17 protein-coding genes are annotated in these 17,381 nt (G+C 70.3%); 3 read left to right on the top strand and 14 right to left on the bottom strand.

Annotation, left to right across the window (positions count from 1 at the left end):
- Positions 1 to 170 precede the first annotated feature (170 nt).
- From AQI88_RS09580 to AQI88_RS09560, 5 genes are all read right to left on the bottom strand, one after another.
- Positions 171 to 1,877: a bifunctional uroporphyrinogen-III C-methyltransferase/uroporphyrinogen-III synthase gene (locus AQI88_RS09580; RefSeq protein WP_066995135.1), complete on the bottom strand. Its 1,707-nt coding sequence runs from the start codon at positions 1,875 to 1,877 to the stop codon at positions 171 to 173.
- On the bottom strand, positions 1,874 to 2,833 hold the full coding sequence (gene hemC, locus AQI88_RS09575) for a hydroxymethylbilane synthase (RefSeq protein WP_066995131.1): 960 nt from the start codon (positions 2,831 to 2,833) through the stop codon (positions 1,874 to 1,876). Before hemC ends, AQI88_RS09580 begins: the two co-directional genes overlap by 4 nt.
- Positions 2,830 to 4,527, bottom strand: a complete 1,698-nt coding sequence (locus AQI88_RS09570; RefSeq protein ID WP_066995128.1) for a glutamyl-tRNA reductase — start codon at positions 4,525 to 4,527, stop codon at positions 2,830 to 2,832. Before AQI88_RS09570 ends, hemC begins: the two co-directional genes overlap by 4 nt.
- Entirely contained in the window at positions 4,524 to 5,300 is a 777-nt protein-coding gene (locus AQI88_RS09565; protein WP_066995125.1) for a redox-sensing transcriptional repressor Rex, read from the bottom strand. Before AQI88_RS09565 ends, AQI88_RS09570 begins: the two co-directional genes overlap by 4 nt.
- Positions 5,301 to 5,546: 246 nt before the next feature.
- Positions 5,547 to 5,828 carry a glutaredoxin family protein gene (locus AQI88_RS09560; RefSeq protein WP_208615747.1) on the bottom strand — a complete coding sequence of 94 codons (282 nt, stop codon included), beginning with the start codon at positions 5,826 to 5,828 and terminating at the stop codon, positions 5,547 to 5,549.
- A 94-nt stretch (positions 5,829 to 5,922) separates the two neighbouring features.
- Here AQI88_RS09560 and AQI88_RS09555 point away from each other — a divergent pair, with 94 nt between their 5' ends.
- From AQI88_RS09555 to AQI88_RS09545, 3 genes are all read left to right on the top strand, one after another.
- The gene (locus AQI88_RS09555; RefSeq protein ID WP_079057494.1) at positions 5,923 to 6,861 is read left to right on the top strand and encodes an HAD family hydrolase; all 939 of its coding nucleotides are present in this window, start codon (positions 5,923 to 5,925) and stop codon (positions 6,859 to 6,861) included.
- Positions 6,862 to 7,294: 433 nt separating this feature from the next.
- Complete coding sequence (locus AQI88_RS09550) at positions 7,295 to 8,074, top strand: ECF subfamily RNA polymerase sigma factor, BldN family (protein WP_066995119.1); 780 nt, start codon at positions 7,295 to 7,297, stop codon at positions 8,072 to 8,074.
- Positions 8,075 to 8,310: 236 nt separating this feature from the next.
- A complete protein-coding gene (locus AQI88_RS09545; RefSeq protein ID WP_066995116.1) occupies positions 8,311 to 9,543 on the top strand; it encodes a DUF5667 domain-containing protein in 1,233 nt (410 codons plus the stop codon).
- A gap of 90 nt (positions 9,544 to 9,633) precedes the next feature.
- Here the strand turns inward: AQI88_RS09545 and AQI88_RS09540 are convergent, their stop codons facing one another.
- The 9 genes from AQI88_RS09540 to AQI88_RS09505 all read right to left on the bottom strand — a co-directional run bounded on the left by AQI88_RS09540 (position 9,634) and on the right by AQI88_RS09505 (position 17,361).
- Positions 9,634 to 10,686 carry a lysophospholipid acyltransferase family protein gene (locus AQI88_RS09540; RefSeq protein WP_066995112.1) on the bottom strand — a complete coding sequence of 351 codons (1,053 nt, stop codon included), beginning with the start codon at positions 10,684 to 10,686 and terminating at the stop codon, positions 9,634 to 9,636.
- A gap of 14 nt (positions 10,687 to 10,700) precedes the next feature.
- The gene (locus AQI88_RS09535) at positions 10,701 to 11,762 is read right to left on the bottom strand and encodes an NAD-dependent epimerase/dehydratase family protein (protein WP_066995109.1); all 1,062 of its coding nucleotides are present in this window, start codon (positions 11,760 to 11,762) and stop codon (positions 10,701 to 10,703) included.
- 191 nt (positions 11,763 to 11,953) lie between these two features.
- Positions 11,954 to 12,052, bottom strand: a complete 99-nt coding sequence (locus tag AQI88_RS42860; protein ID WP_003948845.1) for a 30S ribosomal protein bS22 — start codon at positions 12,050 to 12,052, stop codon at positions 11,954 to 11,956.
- 112 nt (positions 12,053 to 12,164) lie between these two features.
- Positions 12,165 to 12,374, bottom strand: a complete 210-nt coding sequence (locus AQI88_RS09530; protein WP_066995105.1) for a helix-turn-helix domain-containing protein — start codon at positions 12,372 to 12,374, stop codon at positions 12,165 to 12,167.
- 130 nt (positions 12,375 to 12,504) lie between these two features.
- Positions 12,505 to 13,320: a phosphatase gene (locus tag AQI88_RS09525; protein WP_066995102.1), complete on the bottom strand. Its 816-nt coding sequence runs from the start codon at positions 13,318 to 13,320 to the stop codon at positions 12,505 to 12,507.
- 146 nt (positions 13,321 to 13,466) lie between these two features.
- Positions 13,467 to 14,639, bottom strand: coding sequence for an acetoin utilization protein AcuC (locus tag AQI88_RS09520; protein WP_066995099.1), 1,173 nt, complete (start codon positions 14,637 to 14,639; stop codon positions 13,467 to 13,469).
- Positions 14,590 to 15,801: an MFS transporter gene (locus tag AQI88_RS09515; RefSeq protein WP_066995095.1), complete on the bottom strand. Its 1,212-nt coding sequence runs from the start codon at positions 15,799 to 15,801 to the stop codon at positions 14,590 to 14,592. The genes AQI88_RS09520 and AQI88_RS09515 overlap by 50 nt, the downstream gene beginning before the upstream one ends.
- A gap of 81 nt (positions 15,802 to 15,882) precedes the next feature.
- Entirely contained in the window at positions 15,883 to 16,623 is a 741-nt protein-coding gene (locus AQI88_RS09510; RefSeq protein ID WP_066995092.1) for a VC0807 family protein, read from the bottom strand.
- A gap of 93 nt (positions 16,624 to 16,716) precedes the next feature.
- On the bottom strand, positions 16,717 to 17,361 hold the full coding sequence (locus tag AQI88_RS09505) for an HAD family hydrolase (RefSeq protein WP_066995089.1): 645 nt from the start codon (positions 17,359 to 17,361) through the stop codon (positions 16,717 to 16,719).
- Positions 17,362 to 17,381 lie beyond the last annotated feature (20 nt).

Below are 17,381 nucleotides of genomic sequence, written 5' to 3'. Positions count from 1 at the left end.
GCACGTTCACCCGGCCATCACTCGGCCGGGTGAACCCGTCACTGTGCAGCACATACCAGGCTTCGCCGGAGACGGCACCCGGCCGCTTCGCACCGGTGCCCAGTTGTCCGGCAAGAGATCGTCAACGACAGTCCGGCGGAGTGCCCCGGCAGGGAACGCTCCGCCACACATCAAGTCGTCGTACGGCGCCGACGAGCGCCCGGCCGACGCTCGCTCGGCCGAGTCACCGGATCCCCGTTCTCCAGGGCGGCAGCCCGCCTCTTCAGCCCGAAGTCCGCCAGCGCCTCCGCCAGCTTGTGCACCGACGGCTCCGGAGCCATCACGTCCACCCGCAGGCCGTGCTCCTCGGCAGTCTTCGCCGTAGCCGGGCCGATACAGGCGATCACCGTCACGTTGTGCGGCTTGCCCGCGATACCCACCAGGTTCCGGACAGTGGAAGACGACGTGAAGAGCACGGCATCGAAGCCACCACCCTTGATCGCCTCCCGCGTCTCCGCCGGCGGCGGCGAGGCCCGCACGGTCCGGTAGGCCGTGACGTCGTCGACCTCCCAGCCCAGCTCGATGAGCCCGGCGACCAGCGTCTCGGTCGCGATGTCGGCACGGGGCAGGAACACCCGGTCGATCGGGTCGAAGACGGGGTCGTAGGGCGGCCAGTCCTCCAGCAGACCCGCGGCCGACTGCTCACCCGAAGGCACCAGATCCGGCTTCACACCGAAGGCGACCAGCGCCTTGGCCGTCTGCTCGCCCACGGCCGCGACCTTGATGCCGGCAAAGGCCCGCGCATCGAGGCCGTACTCCTCGAACTTCTCCCGTACCGCCTTCACCGCGTTCACCGACGTGAAGGCGATCCACTCGTACCGGCCCGTGACCAGCCCCTTGACCGCACGTTCCATCTGCTGGGGCGTACGCGGCGGTTCGACGGCGATCGTCGGGACCTCGTGCGGCACGGCACCGTAGGACCGCAGCTGGTCGGAGAGCGACGCCGCCTGCTCCTTCGTACGCGGCACGAGCACCTTCCAGCCGAACAGCGGCTTGGACTCGAACCACGACAACTGGTCGCGCTGGGCGGCGGCGGAACGCTCACCGACCACGGCTATCACCGGCCGGCCGCCGTCCGGCGACGGCAGCACCTTCGCCTGCTTCAGCGTCTGCGCGATCGTGCCGAGCGTCGCCGTCCAGGTCCGCTGACGGGTCGTCGTACCGGCGACGGTGACCGTCAACGGGGTGTCCGGCTTGCGGCCCGCGGAGACGAGTTCGCCCGCGGCCGCCGCCACGGAGTCCAGCGTCGTCGACACCACCACCGTGCCGTCGGACGCGCCCACCTCCGTCCAGCAGCGGTCGGAGGCGGTACGGGCGTCCACGAACCGGACGTCCGCGCCCTGTGCGTCCCGCAGCGGCACACCCGCGTACGCGGGCACGCCGACCGCGGCGGCCACACCCGGTACGACCTCGAAGGGCACACCGGCGGCGGCGCAGGCGAGCATTTCCTCGCCCGCGTACGTATCAAGTCCCGGGTCCCCGGACACCGCACGGACGACCCGCCTGCCGCTCCGCGCAGCCTCCATGACAAGATGAGCGGCATCCCGCACGGGCGGGACAGCAGTGGTTTTTGACGTGCCGTCAACGACCGTCAGCTGGGGCGTGCCCGTGCCCGGAAGCGGATCCGAGGAGGAGACCGCGTCCATCGGCACGACGGAGACACCCTGTCGGGCGTGCGTCCGGATCACGTCGAGCACGTCGTGCTCGGCGACCAGGACGTCCGCCTTCGACAGCGCCTCCACGGCGCGCAGAGTCAGCAGTCCCGGATCCCCGGGTCCGGCACCGAGGAAGGTGACGTGCCCGTGTTCGAGGCCGGTGGGAAGGGTGGTGGGGCTCAATGTGCTCGCTCCCCCATCAGACCGGCCGCGCCCTGGGCGAGCATCTCGGTGGCGAGTTCGCGCCCGAGTGCCATCGCCTGCTCGTGCGTCTGGGGCACGGGACCGGTGGTGGACAGCTGCACCATGCGAGTGCCGTCGGTCGTGCCGACGACGCCGCGCAGGCGCATTTCCTTGACAATCTGCCCGTCGGCCAGAAGGTCGGCCAGCGCGCCCACAGGGGCGCTGCAGCCGGCCTCCAGGGCGGCGAGCAGTGATCGCTCGGCGGTGACGGCGGCCCGCGTGAACGGGTCGTCGAGCTCACCGAGCGCCGCGATGAGGTCCGCGTGGTCCGCGGCACACTCGATCGCCAGGGCCCCCTGACCGGGGGCGGGCAAAACCGTGTCGACCGACAGGAAGTCGGTGACCTCGTCGCTGCGGCCGATCCGGTTCAGTCCGGCGGCGGCCAGCACGACGGCGTCCAGTTCGCCGTCGCGGACGTATCGGATCCGCGTGTCGACGTTGCCGCGGATCGGGACCGTCTCGATGTCCAGGCCGTGGGCGCGCGCGTACGCGTTCAGCTGCGCCATGCGGCGCGGGGAGCCGGTGCCTATGCGGGCGCCCCGCGGCAGGTCCGTGAACTTCAGCGCGTCCCGGGCGACGATCACGTCCCGCGGGTCCTCGCGCACCGGTACGGCGGCCAGGACCAGCTCCTCGGGCTGCGTGGTCGGCAGGTCCTTGAGCGAATGAACCGCGAAGTCCACCTCGCCCTTCAGCAGCGCGTCGCGCAGCGCCGTGACGAACACGCCGGTGCCGCCGATCTGCGCGAGGGCCTCGCGGGACACATCGCCGTACGTGGTGATCTCGACCAGCTCGACGGGCCGGCCGGTCACCCGGCTCACGGCTTCCGCCACCTGCCCGGACTGGGCCATGGCGAGCTTGCTTCGCCTGGTCCCCAGTCTCAGTGCTCTCTCAGTCATGCCGGTCGGTCCTTCTTGTCTGTGCTGTCCCCGGCCCGGGAGACGGCGGCCACCGTCTCGGGGTCGAGGTCGAACAGGGTGCGCAGCGCGTCCGCGTACCCGGCGCCGCCGGGCTCGGCCGCGAGCTGCTTGACGCGTACGGTCGGCGCGTGCAGCAGCTTGTCGACGACCCGGTGCACGGCCTGGCGGATCTCGCCGCGCTGGCGTTCGTCCAGGTCGGGCAGGCGGCCGTCGAGCCGCGCGATCTCACTGGCGACGACGTCGGCGGCCATGGTGCGCAGCGCGACCACGGTAGGCGTGATGTGCGCCGCCCGCTGCGCCGCGCCGAAGGCCGCGACCTCGTCGGAGACGATACGCCGGACCAGGTCCACATCGGCCGCCATCGGAGCGCCCGCGGAGGCCTCGGCCAGGGACTCGATGTCCACCAGCCGCACCCCGGCCAGCCGGTGCACGGCCGCGTCGATGTCGCGGGGCATGGCAAGGTCGAGGAGGAACAGGGCCGGAGCCGGACGTGGGATCACGGCGACCGGCTCGGGCTTGCGGCGCTCGGGGATGCGGCCGACCGTGGCGGCGGTCGCGGCGAGCGCGGTAATCAGCTCGGCGTCGGCCTCGGGGCTGCGCCGGGCGGCCTCACGGCGGTCCACGGTGCCGTTGTCCACCCAGGCCGCGTGCTGCTCCAGGGTGGCCGCGTCCATGCCGGCCACGGCGGCCTCGCCGAGCACGGAGAAGCCGGTCGCACCCTGCACGGCGGCCAGGTCCAGCGGGCAGCTGTCCTCGGTGCCGACGCTGGTGGGCGGCAGCGCGGTCGCCGGCTCCACGGCCGTGGGACCGGTCTCGGCGGCAGGCTCCCCGGTGCGGCCCTCGACCGCCTGGGCGACCGCCCCCGCCGTCAGCACCAGGCCCGTCGCCCCGGTGCAGGAGACGACGACGTCGGCACGTGTCAGCTCGCCCGGCACGGCATCCATCCGTACCGCGCGGGCGGCCACCGCCGTCTCGTCGCCCTCCGTCAGTATCTGGGCGAGGCGCTCGGCGCGCTCGAAGGTGCGGTTGGCGACGACGACCTCGGCCACCCCCGCACGCGCCAGCGTGGCAGCAGCCAGCGAGGACATGGACCCGGCGCCGATGACCAGCGCCTTCCGCCCCGCGGCCCAGTCCTGGACGTCGCCGCCCGCGGCCAGCTGCTCCAGACCGAAGGTGACCAGCGACTGGCCGGCCCGGTCGATACCGGTCTCGGAGTGGGCGCGCTTGCCGACCCGCAGAGCCTGCTGGAACAGGTCGTTCAGCAGCTTGCCGGCGCTGTGCAGCTCCTGGGCCAGGGCCAGGGAGTCCTTGATCTGGCCGAGGATCTGTCCCTCGCCGACGACCATCGAGTCCAGACCGCAGGCCACCGAGAACAGGTGGTGGACGGCCCGGTCCTCGTAGTGCACGTAGAGGTAGGGAGTCAGCTCTTCCAGGCCGACCCCGCTGTGCTGGGCGAGCAGCGTGGACAGCTCGGCGACACCGGCGTGGAACTTGTCCACGTCGGCGTACAGCTCGATGCGGTTGCAGGTGGCGAGCACCGCGGCCTCGGTGGCCGGCTCGGCGGCGACCGTGTCCTGGACCAGCTTGACCTGGGCGTCCGCGCTCAGCGCGGCCCGCTCCAGCACGCTCACGGGTGCGCTGCGGTGGCTCAGCCCGACGACGAGGAGACTCATGCCGGCATCACGGCGGGTACGTCCCCGTCGGGCCCCTGGTCGGCGGAATGGTCGGCGGCTGCGCCACGGGGAGCGGCCGCGGTCAGCGCGCCGTCGCCCGCGGCGGTCTCCTCGCCGGCCTTGCGCTGCTCGTGGAAGGCGAGGATCTGCAGCTCGATGGAGAGGTCGACCTTGCGCACGTCGACGCCGTCCGGGACGGACAGCACGGTCGGCGCGAAGTTCAGGATGGAGGTCACACCGGCGGCCACGAGCCGGTCGCAGACCTGCTGGGCGGCACCGGCCGGGGTGGCGATGACGCCGATGGAGACCCCGTTGTCCTTGATGATCTTCTCGAGGTCGTCGGTGTGCTGGACGGGGATGCCCGCCACCGGCTTTCCGGCCATCGCCGGGTCGGCGTCGATCAGCGCGGCCACCCGGAAGCCACGGGAGGCGAAGCCGCCGTAGTTGGCCAGGGCGGCGCCGAGGTTACCGATACCGACGATGACAACCGGCCAGTCCTGGGTGAGGCCGAGTTCACGGGAGATCTGGTAGACGAGATACTCCACGTCGTAGCCGACACCGCGCGTTCCGTAGGAGCCCAGGTACGAGAAGTCCTTGCGCAGCTTGGCGGAGTTGACCCCCGCCGCCGCGGCCAGTTCCTCGGAGGAGACCGTGGGTACCGAGCGCTCCGACAGTGCGGTCAGGGCTCGGAGGTACAGCGGAAGCCGGGCGACGGTGGCCTCGGGAATCCCTCGGCTACGGGTCGCCGGTCGGTGTGTTCGGCCAGTTGCCACGGTGCTCCTGCGGGTAGAGCGGGGCTGCAGGCGGTCATACGTCCCCAGACCGCCCCGTCGACAGCAGGCTATGTCTTTGTGAACGCGTGCACAAAGATGGTGTCCGATTTGCCCGGCCAACGTGACCGGGGTCACGCGCGTCATTCCTGGGCCCTTCCTAGGGGCAAAACCGACACACTCCTCGCGAATCCCGCCCCCGAGACCAAACCGCCGTCGATCCTAAGGGACGTTCGGCATCGCGTTGTACTACTCGGTCAGTTCCTTGCGGAGGCGACCCTCGTCCACCCGCCAGAAGGTGTGCTGCCTGCCGTCGACGAGGACGACGGGAATCTGCTCCCAGTACTGGTCGTGCAGTTCCTTGTCCTCGGTGATGTCCTTGCGCTCCCAGGGAACACCGAGCTCGCCACAGACCTTTTCGATCACGGCCTCGGCGTCGTCACACAGATGACAGCCGGGCTTGCGGATCAGGGTCACCAGCCGCTCCTGAGGGGCGGCCCTACGCCGGAAGAGGGGACTCATGTCGGCCATTCTCGCGCCTCTTTAACGACGCGGCCGCGCAGAGTTCACACCCTTCCAACCTCTCGACTCCGGAACCCCCGAACAAACTGGCTATGCTCACGCCATGGCCGCTCTCGGATGGCTCACTCCCCGTAGGCGCTCCGCCACGGCGCGGAGCGTGTTGGCAGGCGAGGCCTCGGCGGAGGCTGCCCGCAAATCCTCGCAGGAAGCACAGGAAGCACAGGAGACCCCTGAGGTCGCCGAGCAGGAACCGCAGTTCCCCGTCATCGGCGACGACAAGGCGGCCGCCTTCTTCGACCTCGACAACACCGTGATGCAGGGTGCCGCCCTGTTCCACTTCGGGCGGGGCCTGTACAAGCGGAAGTTCTTCGAGACGCGCGACCTGGCCAGGTTCGCCTGGCAGCAGGCCTGGTTCCGGCTGGCCGGCGTCGAGGACCCGGAACACATGCAGGACGCCCGCGACTCCGCACTCTCCATCGTCAAGGGCCACCGCGTCGCCGAGCTGGAGACGATCGGCGAGGAGATCTACGACGAGTACATGGCCGACCGCATCTGGCCGGGCACCCGGGCCCTCGCCCAGGCCCACCTGGACGCGGGCCAGAAGGTGTGGCTGGTCACGGCCGCCCCGGTCGAGATCGCCCAGGTCATCGCCCGCCGCCTCGGCCTGACGGGCGCGCTCGGCACGGTGGCGGAGTCCGTCGACGGCGTCTACACGGGCAAGCTGGTCGGCGAGCCGCTGCACGGCCCGGCGAAGGCGGAGGCGGTACGGGCGCTGACCGCGGCCGAAGGACTGGACCTCTCCCGGTGCGCCGCGTACAGCGACAGCCACAACGACATCCCGATGCTCTCCCTGGTCGGCCACCCCTACGCGATCAACCCGGACGCCAAGCTCCGCAAACACGCCCGCGAAAAGGACTGGCGCCTGCGGGACTACCGCACGGGCCGCAAGGCAGCGAAGGTCGGCATCCCGGCAGCGGCAGGCGTGGGCGCGGTCGCCGGTGGCACTGCGGCAGCGATCGCACTGAGCCGGCGTCGGCGATAGTCCCGCCCCCGCTGCGGGCAGTCGTGCCGCTGGGGCGGCACGGGTGGGCGCAGCGGCACCCTGCCGGCGCCGGCAAGCGTCCCCGTCCCCGCCCGGCAACAGCACGGGCCACTTGTCACCGACCCCGCATCTGTCATGTGCCCACCGATGCCGAAACGTGTCGCCTGCCGCCGGATTATGCCTGCCTCCCCCCAACACGCCCCACACTTCACCGAAACCCGCCCTTTTCCGATCAACAACCGGTCAGCCTAAGGCACTTGAAGGGGCATCAATCGGTTACAGAAGCGACGTAATCGATGATTTGAGCAACTGGGTGTAGCAGTGCCTGCACGAAGCGTTATTCTCCTCAGACGCAAACCGGTACCTCTCCGTCGCTACGACGGGTGAATGGTCCCGCACTGCACGTGATGGAAGCTCTGCCTCTGGGAGTCCCGTGTACCCACACGTCGGGGTTGACGCCTCGGGCCTGGCTACGCTGCGCGCAACGGTCGCAACGGTCAAAGAGACGCTGCGTGGCTTCGTCCCCACCGCGTACGCCGTCCCCGCCTTCGCCGCCGCCGCGCCCGTCGGCCCGTGCTACGCACTGGCCGAGGGCAGCGCGGCCGTCGGCAGACGCAGCCGCGCGGCCGGCGCGCCCACCGCCCGTCGGCCGGCCGCCGACAGTGACAGCGCCCGGATGATGGACCTCGTGGAGCGCGCCCAGTCCGGCGAGGCCGAGGCCTTCGGCCGCCTCTACGACCAATACAGCGACACCGTGTACCGCTACATCTACTACCGGGTGGGCGGCAAGGCGACCGCCGAGGACCTGACGAGTGAGACCTTTCTGCGGGCGCTCCGCAGGATCGGCACCTTCACCTGGCAGGGCCGCGACTTCGGCGCCTGGCTGGTGACGATCGCCCGCAACCTCGTCGCCGACCACTTCAAGTCCAGCCGTTTCCGACTGGAGGTCACCACCGGTGAGATGCTCGACGCCAACGAGGTCGAGCGCTCCCCGGAGGACTCCGTCCTGGAGTCCCTCTCCAACGCCGCGCTGCTCGACGCCGTACGCCGGCTCAACCCCCAGCAGCAGGAGTGTGTGACGCTCCGCTTCCTCCAGGGCCTCTCGGTCGCCGAGACCGCCCGCGTGATGGGCAAGAACGAGGGCGCCATCAAGACCCTCCAGTACCGGGCCGTGCGCACCCTCGCCCGGCTCCTCCCGGACGACGCACGCTGACCGTGCGCCACCGTGGGCGACATCCAACTCACGTTCCGTGAGAGCCTGTTGCCTTTCTGACCCGATCATCCGCCGTCCGTAACCCAAGTGCCGCGCCAGTCGTTGTGCGGGATACAGGCTCCCTGTGGTCACGTCCTGGCCGCCCCCGATCGCTCGATCGTGTGAAGTGGTCGTGGGCGTGCAACCCTCAGGACCCCCTGGGGAGTCGACCGTCATGACGAGAGGAGGTGCCGCCAGTGATCGCGAACGTATCGGCGCACCGGCGGGCGAACGCCTTCGCCCAGGCTCTGGAGGAGCAGTCCGACCGGGACACGGCGGCCGAGCAGTCCGCAGCACCGGCGGAAGCACCGCCGACCACCGAGGAGCGCACCGAGCAGGGCCGGTTGTTGGCCCTCACCGCGGATCTCGACGCGCTGCCCAGGCCGCAGCTCGACCCCGAGGTCAAGGTCGTCCAGCGCGCCCAACTGGTGGCGGCGATGGAGGCCATGCTCCAGGAGGGCACGGCGGGCGGGGCGACGGACACCTCGGTGCCCGAGCAGCGTTCGAAGGGCCGGGGTGCGCACCGGGCGAGCCCGCTGGGCAAGCTGCGACCGCGTTCCCGCCTGACCAAGGGGCTCGCCGCGGGCGGGCTCAGCGTCGGTGTGGCCGCCGGGGCCTTCGGCGGGGTCGCCGCCGCCAGCTCCGACGCCCTGCCCGGCGACTCGCTGTACGGCCTCAAGCGCGGCATCGAGGACTTCAGACTCAACTACCTGAGCGATGGGGACGACGAGCGCGGCCAGACGTACCTCGACCAGGCCTCCACCCGGCTGAGCGAGGCCCGTCGGCTGATGGAGCGCGGCCGCAGCGGCCACCTCGACCACGAGTCCATCGGCGAGATCCGCCGCACCCTGTCCGGCATGCAGCACGACGTGACCGAAGGCCATCGCCTGCTGCACGCGGCCTATGAGCGCGACCCCGAGTCCCTGGGCCCCATCCAGGCCCTCTCCACGTTCTCCCGGGTCCACCGCGAGGCCTGGAGCGCACTGAGCGACAAGCTGCCGGTGCAGCTCAGAGACGTCACCAAACAGGTCTCGTCGGTCTTTGACGCCATAGACCAAGAGGTCGCCCCGCTGCAGTCCCTGCTGCCGCAGCAGCCCGCCCAGACCGGCGACGGCAAGCGGCAGGGTTCCGGCTCGGCATCCACCGGCTCCTCCGGCACCCACCGTGCGACCGCGCCCAGCACCGGCGGCACGCCGTCCGCCGGTAAGCACACGGGCTCCGGCAGCCCCAGCGGCTCGGCCTCCGGCGACAGCGGGGGCGGCCTGATCGGGGGCAACACGGGCGGTCTGCTCGACCCGCCGAAGATCGGCTCCACCAGCGGCTCCCCGTCCGCCAGCAAACCGCCCACGAGCGCACCGGACGTCACCGTCCCACCGCTCCTCCCGGGCCTGCTGCCCGGCCTGGGCATCAACAGCGAGGACACCAACTAGCCACCACACGCCTACGACAGCGGGGGCGCCCTTTCCGAGCTGGGGCGCCCCCGTCGCCGTACCCGGACGGTCGGAAGTACTCGGAAGAACTCAGAAGAACACGGACCGCCGCTGCACCAGCAGCTTGTACAGCGTGTGCTGGATCTGCTCCCTGACCTGGTCCGTCAGGTTGAACATCAGCATCGGGTCCTCGGCCGCCTCCGGCGGATAGCCGTCCGTCGGGATCGGCTCGCCGAACTGGATCGTCCACTTGGTGGGGAGCGGGATCGCCCCGAGCGGCCCGAGCCACGGGAACGTCGGCGTCAGCGGGAAGTACGGGAAACCCAGCACCCGGGCCAGGGTCTTGGAGTTGCCGATCATCGGGTAGATCTCCTCGGCCCCGACGATCGAGCAGGGGATGATCGGCGCGCCCTGGCGCAGTGCGGTGGAGACGAAACCGCCCCGGCCGAACCGCTGGAGTTTGTAGCGCTCGCCGAACGGTTTCCCGATGCCCTTGAAGCCCTCCGGCATCACCCCGACCAGCTCTCCCTGCCCCAGCAGCCGCTCGGCGTCCTCCGCACAGGCGAGGGTGTGCCCCAGCTTGCGGGCGAGTTCGTTGACCACCGGGAGGACGAAGACCAGGTCGGCCGCGAGGAGGCGTAGATGCCGGTCGGCGGGGTGGTGGTCGTGCACGGCGACCTGCATCATCAGGCCGTCCAGCGGCAACGTCCCGGAGTGGTTGGCGACGATCAGCGCCCCGCCCTTGGCCGGGATGTTCTCGACGCCCTTCACCTCGACCCGGAAGTACTTCTCGTACACCGGCCGCAGCAGCGACATCAGGACCTGGTCGGTCAGCTCCTCGTCGTAGCCGAAGTCGTCGACCTCGTACTCCCCGGTCAGCCGGCGGCGCAGGAAGGCCAGGCCGCCCGCGATGCGCCGTTCGAGGCCGCCGTCGCCGGGTGGCTCGGCGAACGGCTGTTCCTCCCGGGTCACGGAGACATCGTCCTGCGGGACGGTCCTGGTGGGCAGGGGCTGGACCTCGCCGACCGGCGCGGACTCACCGGCCGCGCCGCGCCGGCCCGCGCTCCGGCGCCGCGACGGCCGCTGCGCGGCACCCCCGCGGGACCGGTCGTCGTCGAACGGAATGACCTTGGCGTCCGCCATCGTTGCTGCGCTCCTCAGTTGGCGCTGTGCGTCGGGAGGTGCCCGCCGCCCTTCGCGGCAAGCGCGGCGATCCGGTCCACGGCCCCTGCGAGGGCCTCCGGCGGCAGCAGCCCGGGTCCTTCGCTGCGCGCGAAGTCCGCGAACGTCTCCGCCGTCGTGTACTTGGGCGTGAATCCCAGCGTCTCGCGCATCTGGTCCGTGGCCACCACCCGGCCGTGCGTGAGCAGCCGGATCTGCTCCGGGGAGAAGTCCGTCATGCCCAGCGTACGCACCAGCGAACCGGCCCAGGTGACCGCGGGCAGCAGCAGCGGCACGGTGGGCCGCCCGAGCCGCCGCGAGCACTGCGAGAGCAGCAGGACGCCGTCCCCGGCGATGTTGAAGGTGCCGCTGTTGAGGGTGCCCCGGCGCGGCTCGTGCGAGGCGATCCGCAGCACCTCGATGACGTCGTCCTCGTGCACGAACTGCAGCCGGGGGTCGTAGCCGAACACGGTCGGCAGGACGGGCAACGCGAAGTACGAGGCGAGCGGGGTGTCCGCGGTCGGCCCGAGGATGTTGGCGAACCGCAGCACGCACACGGCGACGTCCGGCCGCCGCCGGGCGAACCCGCGCACATACCCCTCGACCTCCACCGCGTCCTTCGCGAAGCCGCCGCTGGGCAGCGACTTGGGCGGGGTCGTCTCGGTGAACACGGCGGGATCCCGCGGCGCGGACCCGTACACATTCGTACTGGACTTGATCACCAGCCGCTGCACGGTCGGCGACTTCTGACAGGCGCCGAGCAGCTGCATGGTGCCGATGACGTTGGTCTCCTTGACCGTGGCCCGGCTGCCGCCGCCCAGCGCGGTGCCGGTCACATCCAGGTGGACGACCGTGTCGGCGCCCGTCTCGGCGAGCACCCGGGCGATCGTGGGCTGCCGTATGTCGGCCTGGATGAAGTCGGCCCCGCCCAGATGGTGCGCCGGAGGCACCGCGTCCACGGCGATCACCCGGTCGACTTCCGGGTCCCGCTGGATCCGCCGCACGAACCGGCCGCCCAGTTGCCGGGCCACTCCGGTGACGAGCACGACCTTCCCCAAGATCAGCGCCTTCCTTCCCGCGGTCCCCGTGTACGGCCAACCTAGCGGTTCGCTGTTGCGCTGTGATGACCGCCTGATGCACGAGGCGACAGAAATTCCCTGATCGGAATATGCCAGGTACCCCCGGACATACCTGTGGCCCCCCACCCTTTTGGATGGGAGGCCACAGGAACACGCTCTCGCGGCGCCGCTTACTTCTTGTTACGGCGCTGAACGCGCGTGCGCTTGAGCAGCTTGCGGTGCTTCTTCTTGGCCATCCGCTTGCGCCGCTTCTTGATAACAGAGCCCACGACTACCCTCGCTCACTTCTCATCACTCGGTGTTTGGGCGCCATGGGCCCATACGACCTACGAGGGGCCAGCCTACCCGCCCGAGCGCTGAGGTTGTAATCGAGGACGTTCGTCAGGCCGTCTCCACCCCCACATAGCTCTCACGGAGGTACTCGTGTACCGCTTGCTCGGGGACGCGGAAGGACCGCCCCACCCGGATCGCGGGCAGATGACCGCTGTGCACCAGCCGGTACACGGTCATCTTCGACACTCGCATCACCGCAGCGACCTCCGCCACGGTAAGGAACACAACCTCGTTCAGAGGCCTCTCGTCAGCAGCCATGACACACCTGAACCTTCCGCACTCGACGGGACACCGGCTTCCCCTTCCGGTGACTCTTCGTCGTTGCGTGCTCACTCCCCAATGTAGGGGCGGGTGATGCGAGTGGGGAAGAGGTGCACCCATCGGCGGCCTACTGTGACAGACACGCTCGATTGAGTACGTAGCGGGTCATCGGCCGGTAGTAAGCAGACCGCACGCCATCATCAACCGGAACGGCGACGGACACGACCCCCTCCGCCTCCCCCACGAACACCGCGGGATCATCCGTATCTGCCAGACCGATCGCCTCGAACCCCAGCTGACCTGCACCGCAGACCCAGCCATGGTCACCGATCACCAGCTCGGGCAGCGGCCCGCCGGCCTCGGCCGCAGCCGCCAGAGCGACCCGAACCGGCAGCGGCGAATGGCTGTGCACACCCGGCTCACAACCGGGGCGCTCGACCCCCGGTTCTCGCACCAAGGCAACACCTCGTACGTAGTCGAGGCGGTGCGTGCGTAGACCGAACCGGGTCAATATGTCGACACAGCGACCCTGCGCCGGGGTGAGCACCTCACACCCCACCGCCGACAGCGCGTCCGCCAAGCCGCCGTAGAACCCGAGCAGCCGATGCGGATGCCCGGTGCCGAACAGCACGGGCGCACCCCGCCGGGCCGCACTCCGGATCCGCTCCGCGAACGCGTCCAGCGCGGCCAGCGTCCGCTCCGGATCGATCACATCCGGCCCCGAAGTGTGCCGAGGATCGGCCGAAACCCCGCACTTCTCCGCCATCAGCTCAAGCAGATCCCGCTGCCCCCAGCGCCACTCGGGATCAATCCCGATCAGCACCCGGGGATCCCGAGCCGCGAACAGCCGATAGCTACGAAGACTGTCCTCCCGAGAGGTAGCCACCTCCCCGGCCAGCCCGACAGCCAGCAGATGCGCTCGCAGGGCATCGGCGGTCAACACGGTTGCGATGGTGACGCATTGGGGGCGGGGCCGGGGCGAGAACGGGGGAACACCGCACGGTTGGCCTAATGGGGCGCCTTCTCAAGCCGACCGAGACGGGTGGGCCAGTGGGAAACGGGGGTACAGGGGGCGGAGCCCCCTGACGCTCACGGCAGCAGACCTCGCATCGGAAACACAGCCCGCCGAGCAGCCAGCACAGCCTGATCCAAGCGATCAGCGGGGTCGTACCCCGACTCCCAGGAAGCAAAGGACACCGGCCACCGCCCATCAGTCATCCGCTGAGGAGCCAACTGCCGAGTCCGGGCGAACACGTCCCGCCGCCACCCCTCAGGAATCACCGCCTCGGGAGCGACCTCCCGCCCCGCGGCAATCCCCACCAGGTGCGTCCACGACCGCGGCACCACATCCACCACGGCATATCCGCCGCCGCCCAACGCGACCCACTTCCCACCCGCATGCTCATGCGCCAGCTCATGACACGCCACCTGCACAGCCCGCTGCGCATCCAACGACACCGCAAGATGCGCCAGCGGATCCTCGAAGTGCGTATCGGCCCCATGCTGCGAAACCACCACCTGCGGCCGGAACTCGGCGAGCAGCTCCGGCACCACCGCGTGAAACGCCCGCAGCCACCCCGCATCCCCGGTCCCCGCAGGCAACGCCACGTTCACGGCCGCCCCCTCGCCCGCCCCGGCCCCGGTCTCCTGCGGCCACCCGGTCTGCGGGAACAACGTACGAGGATGCTCGTGCAGCGAAATCGTCAGAACCCGCGGATCCTCCCAGAACGCGGCCTGCACCCCGTCCCCGTGATGCACGTCGACGTCCACGTACGCGACCCGCTCGGCGCCCAGCTCCAACAGCCGCGCGATGGCCAGGGACGCGTCGTTGTAGATACAGAACCCCGACGCACCGCCGGGCATCGCATGATGCAGCCCGCCCGCGAAGTTCACGGCGTGATCGGCGTCCCCCCGCCACACCGCCTCCGCCGCCCCCACCGACTGCCCCGCGATCAGCGCGGACACCTCGTGCATCCCGGCGAACGCGGGATCGTCCACCGTACCGAGCCCGTACGACCCGTCGGCCGACCGCGGATCCGCCGACGCGGCCTTCACGGCGTCGATGTAGTCCTCCCGGTGGACCAGCCGCAGCGTCGACTCCCCGGCCGGTTTCGCCGCGACGACCTCCATCTCCCGGTCGAGCCCGAAGGCACCCACCAGCTTCCGGGTCAGCTCCAGCCGAACCGGATCCATCGGATGGTCCGGCCCGAAGTCATAGCCCGTTACTGCCTCGTCCCACATCAGCTGTGCGCGGCCGCTCATGCCCGCCACCGTATCGGTCCGGTTGAGCCGCGAACGACCTGGCGTACACCAGCGTCACCAGCACCAACACCATCGGCACCAGCATGGCCCCCCGATAGCTCCACGCATCCCCGAGCGCCCCCACCAACGGCGAACCGACCAGGAAACCCACGTAGTTGAAGATGTTGAGCCGCGCGATCGCCGCATCCGAAGCCCCTGGGAACAACCGCCCCGCCGCCGCGAACGTCTGCGGCACCAGCACACACAGCCCCAGCCCCAGCAGGGTGAACCCGAGCATCCCGACCCACGCGTCCGGCGCCACGCTCACCACCGCGAACCCGCCGGCCGCCACCAGCGCCCCGAGCCGTACGACCGCGGCCGCCCCGAACCGCCGTACCCCGAAGTCCCCGATGGCCCGCCCCACCAGCGTGGTCACCATGTACACGTTGTACGGCACGGTCGCCAGCTGCTCGGAACTGCCCAGCACGTCCTTCAGATACTTCGCGCTCCAGTTGGAGACCGTCGAGTCCCCGATGTAGGCGAAGGTCATCACCAGACACAGCGGCAGCAGCAGCCTGAAGACGACGGCCCCGCCCGCCCCCTGCTCCTCGGCCACCGGCGCCGGATCCCCGTCGACGTACCACCGGCTCCCCACCAGCACCGCGGGCAGCAGTACGGCCGCCACCGGCAGATACGACACCCACAGCGCCAGATGCCAGTGCGCCCCCACCCACGCCAGCGAGGCCCCCACGATCCCGCCCAGGCTGTAGGCGGCGTGGAAGCTCAGCATGATGCTGCGCCGGTACGTCCGCTGCAGGCTCACCCCGAGCATGTTCATCGAGGCGTCCAGCGCACCGACCGCAAGGCCGAACACACCAAGGGCCACGGCCAGCTCGGCCAGCTGCCCGCCCGCCCCCACGCCCAGCAGCGCCAGCAGGACCACCGGCTGGGACCAGCGCAACAGCCGGCTGGGCCGTACCCGCTTGACCAGCTGCTCGGTCGTCACACTGCCGGCCCCGGCGAGGATCGGCACGGCGGCCAGGAAGACCGGCAGCAGCGCGTCCGAGATGCCGTACCGGTCCTGGATGGCCGGGATGCGCGTCACGAGCAGCGCGAAGGCGGCGCCCTGGGCGAAGAAGCTGAACGCCAACGAGGCCCTACCGCGCCGCAGCACATCAGTCATGGCGGCGAGCGTAGGGCCCCGGGGTACCTGTGGGTAGATCCAGCCAAAGATGAATTTCCTTCAGCTTCACCGAGCGACGACTCAGGCAGCGACGGCGGCGGCCGAGGGCGTCTCGGCCTTGCCGGCCTCGGCCTCGACCTCGGCGGCGAGCATCTTCTCCATCGGCTCGACGGCCAGGCCACCGCCGACGACGAAGCCGATCCCCATCGCCCCGATCAGGAAGACCGTGCCGAGCCACACCATGGTGTCCAGGGGAATGGTGTACGCGCCCACGACCCGCGCGATGCACTCGGCGAGCAGCGCCACACCCCACACGACGGAGAACGCCCGCTCCTTGCGCAGGAAGGCCGCGGACCCGGCCGCCGCCCCGGACGTCAGCCGCTGCCAGGCGGCCTCCTTGGCCGCGTCCCCCTTCACCAGGAAGGGCTTCATACCCGCGGTCATCATCGGCTTGCCGAGTACGACGGAGACCAGGATCCCGATGGCGACCGTGCTGCTGACCCCGCCGTCCTTGGCGAGCATGAGCCGCGGGTCCCCGGAGACGAAGCTCAGCAGCAGCGAGACGAGGTTGACGACCAGGATGAGCCCGGCCAGGGCGTTGGTCTTCCGCTCCTTGACCAGCCCCCACACGGTCCGCACCGCCGGCACCACGCTGCTCCAGGCGAGCGCCGCGAAGGTGCTCATCCCGAAGGCGTCCTTGAAGAGGTAGTACGAGCCGAGCGGCACCGCCACATCCACGAGCAGCGGCTTGAAGTTGTCCAGCACGCTCGGGTTCTGCTTCTGGTCGTTGCTGCGGCCCTGGATCCCCGTGTTCTTCGTCATGCCCTTAGCTTCGCCGCCGGGCGGGGTCGGCCACCAGAAACGATCGTCCGGTGGTCCGCATGACAAATGTCAGCCCCACCCGGATGGCGCGGGTCATACCAGCAGGTCAGCCAACTCCTCCATGCCACAGAAGAGTTGGCTGGCCCCCGCGAGCCGCTCCGCCGGCGTCATCGCGGTGAACCCGTACACGTCCATCCCGGCCGCCACGGCCGCCTGCACGCCCAAGGGCGAGTCCTCTACGACCGCGCACCGCTCCGGAGCGACATCCATCCGCTCGGCCGCGTACAGGAAGAGATCGGGCGCCGGCTTGCCCCGCCCCACATCCTGCGAACTGAAGACCTTCTCCGCCGCGAACCAGCGGTCGAGTCCCGTCGTCCGGTGCCCCACCCGGATCCGCTCATGACTCCCGGAGGAGGCCACGCAGTACGGCACCCCGTCCGCGGCCAGCTTCTCCAGCACGTCACCTACGCCTGCCACGGGCTTCAACTCCCGCTCGAACGCGGCGAAGACCCGCGCATGGAAGACGTCGTCGAAGTCCTCGGGCAGCCGCTGCCCGGTCCGCTCCAGGACGAGGTCGTGGATCCGGTGCATCGCCGAGCCCATGTAGTCCCGGATCGATTCCTCGTACGACGTCGGGTGCCCCAGCTCGGTCAGATAGGCGGCCAGCAGCCGGTTGGAGATCGGCTCGCTGTCCACCAGGACGCCGTCGTTGTCGAAGATGATCAGGTCATAGCGCATGCCTCGACCCTAAAGGACCC

The organism is Streptomyces cellostaticus, from assembly GCF_001513965.1.
In the GTDB taxonomy this organism is placed as follows: domain Bacteria; phylum Actinomycetota; class Actinomycetes; order Streptomycetales; family Streptomycetaceae; genus Streptomyces; species Streptomyces cellostaticus.
This window is presented reverse-complemented; position numbering and strand designations above follow the sequence as displayed.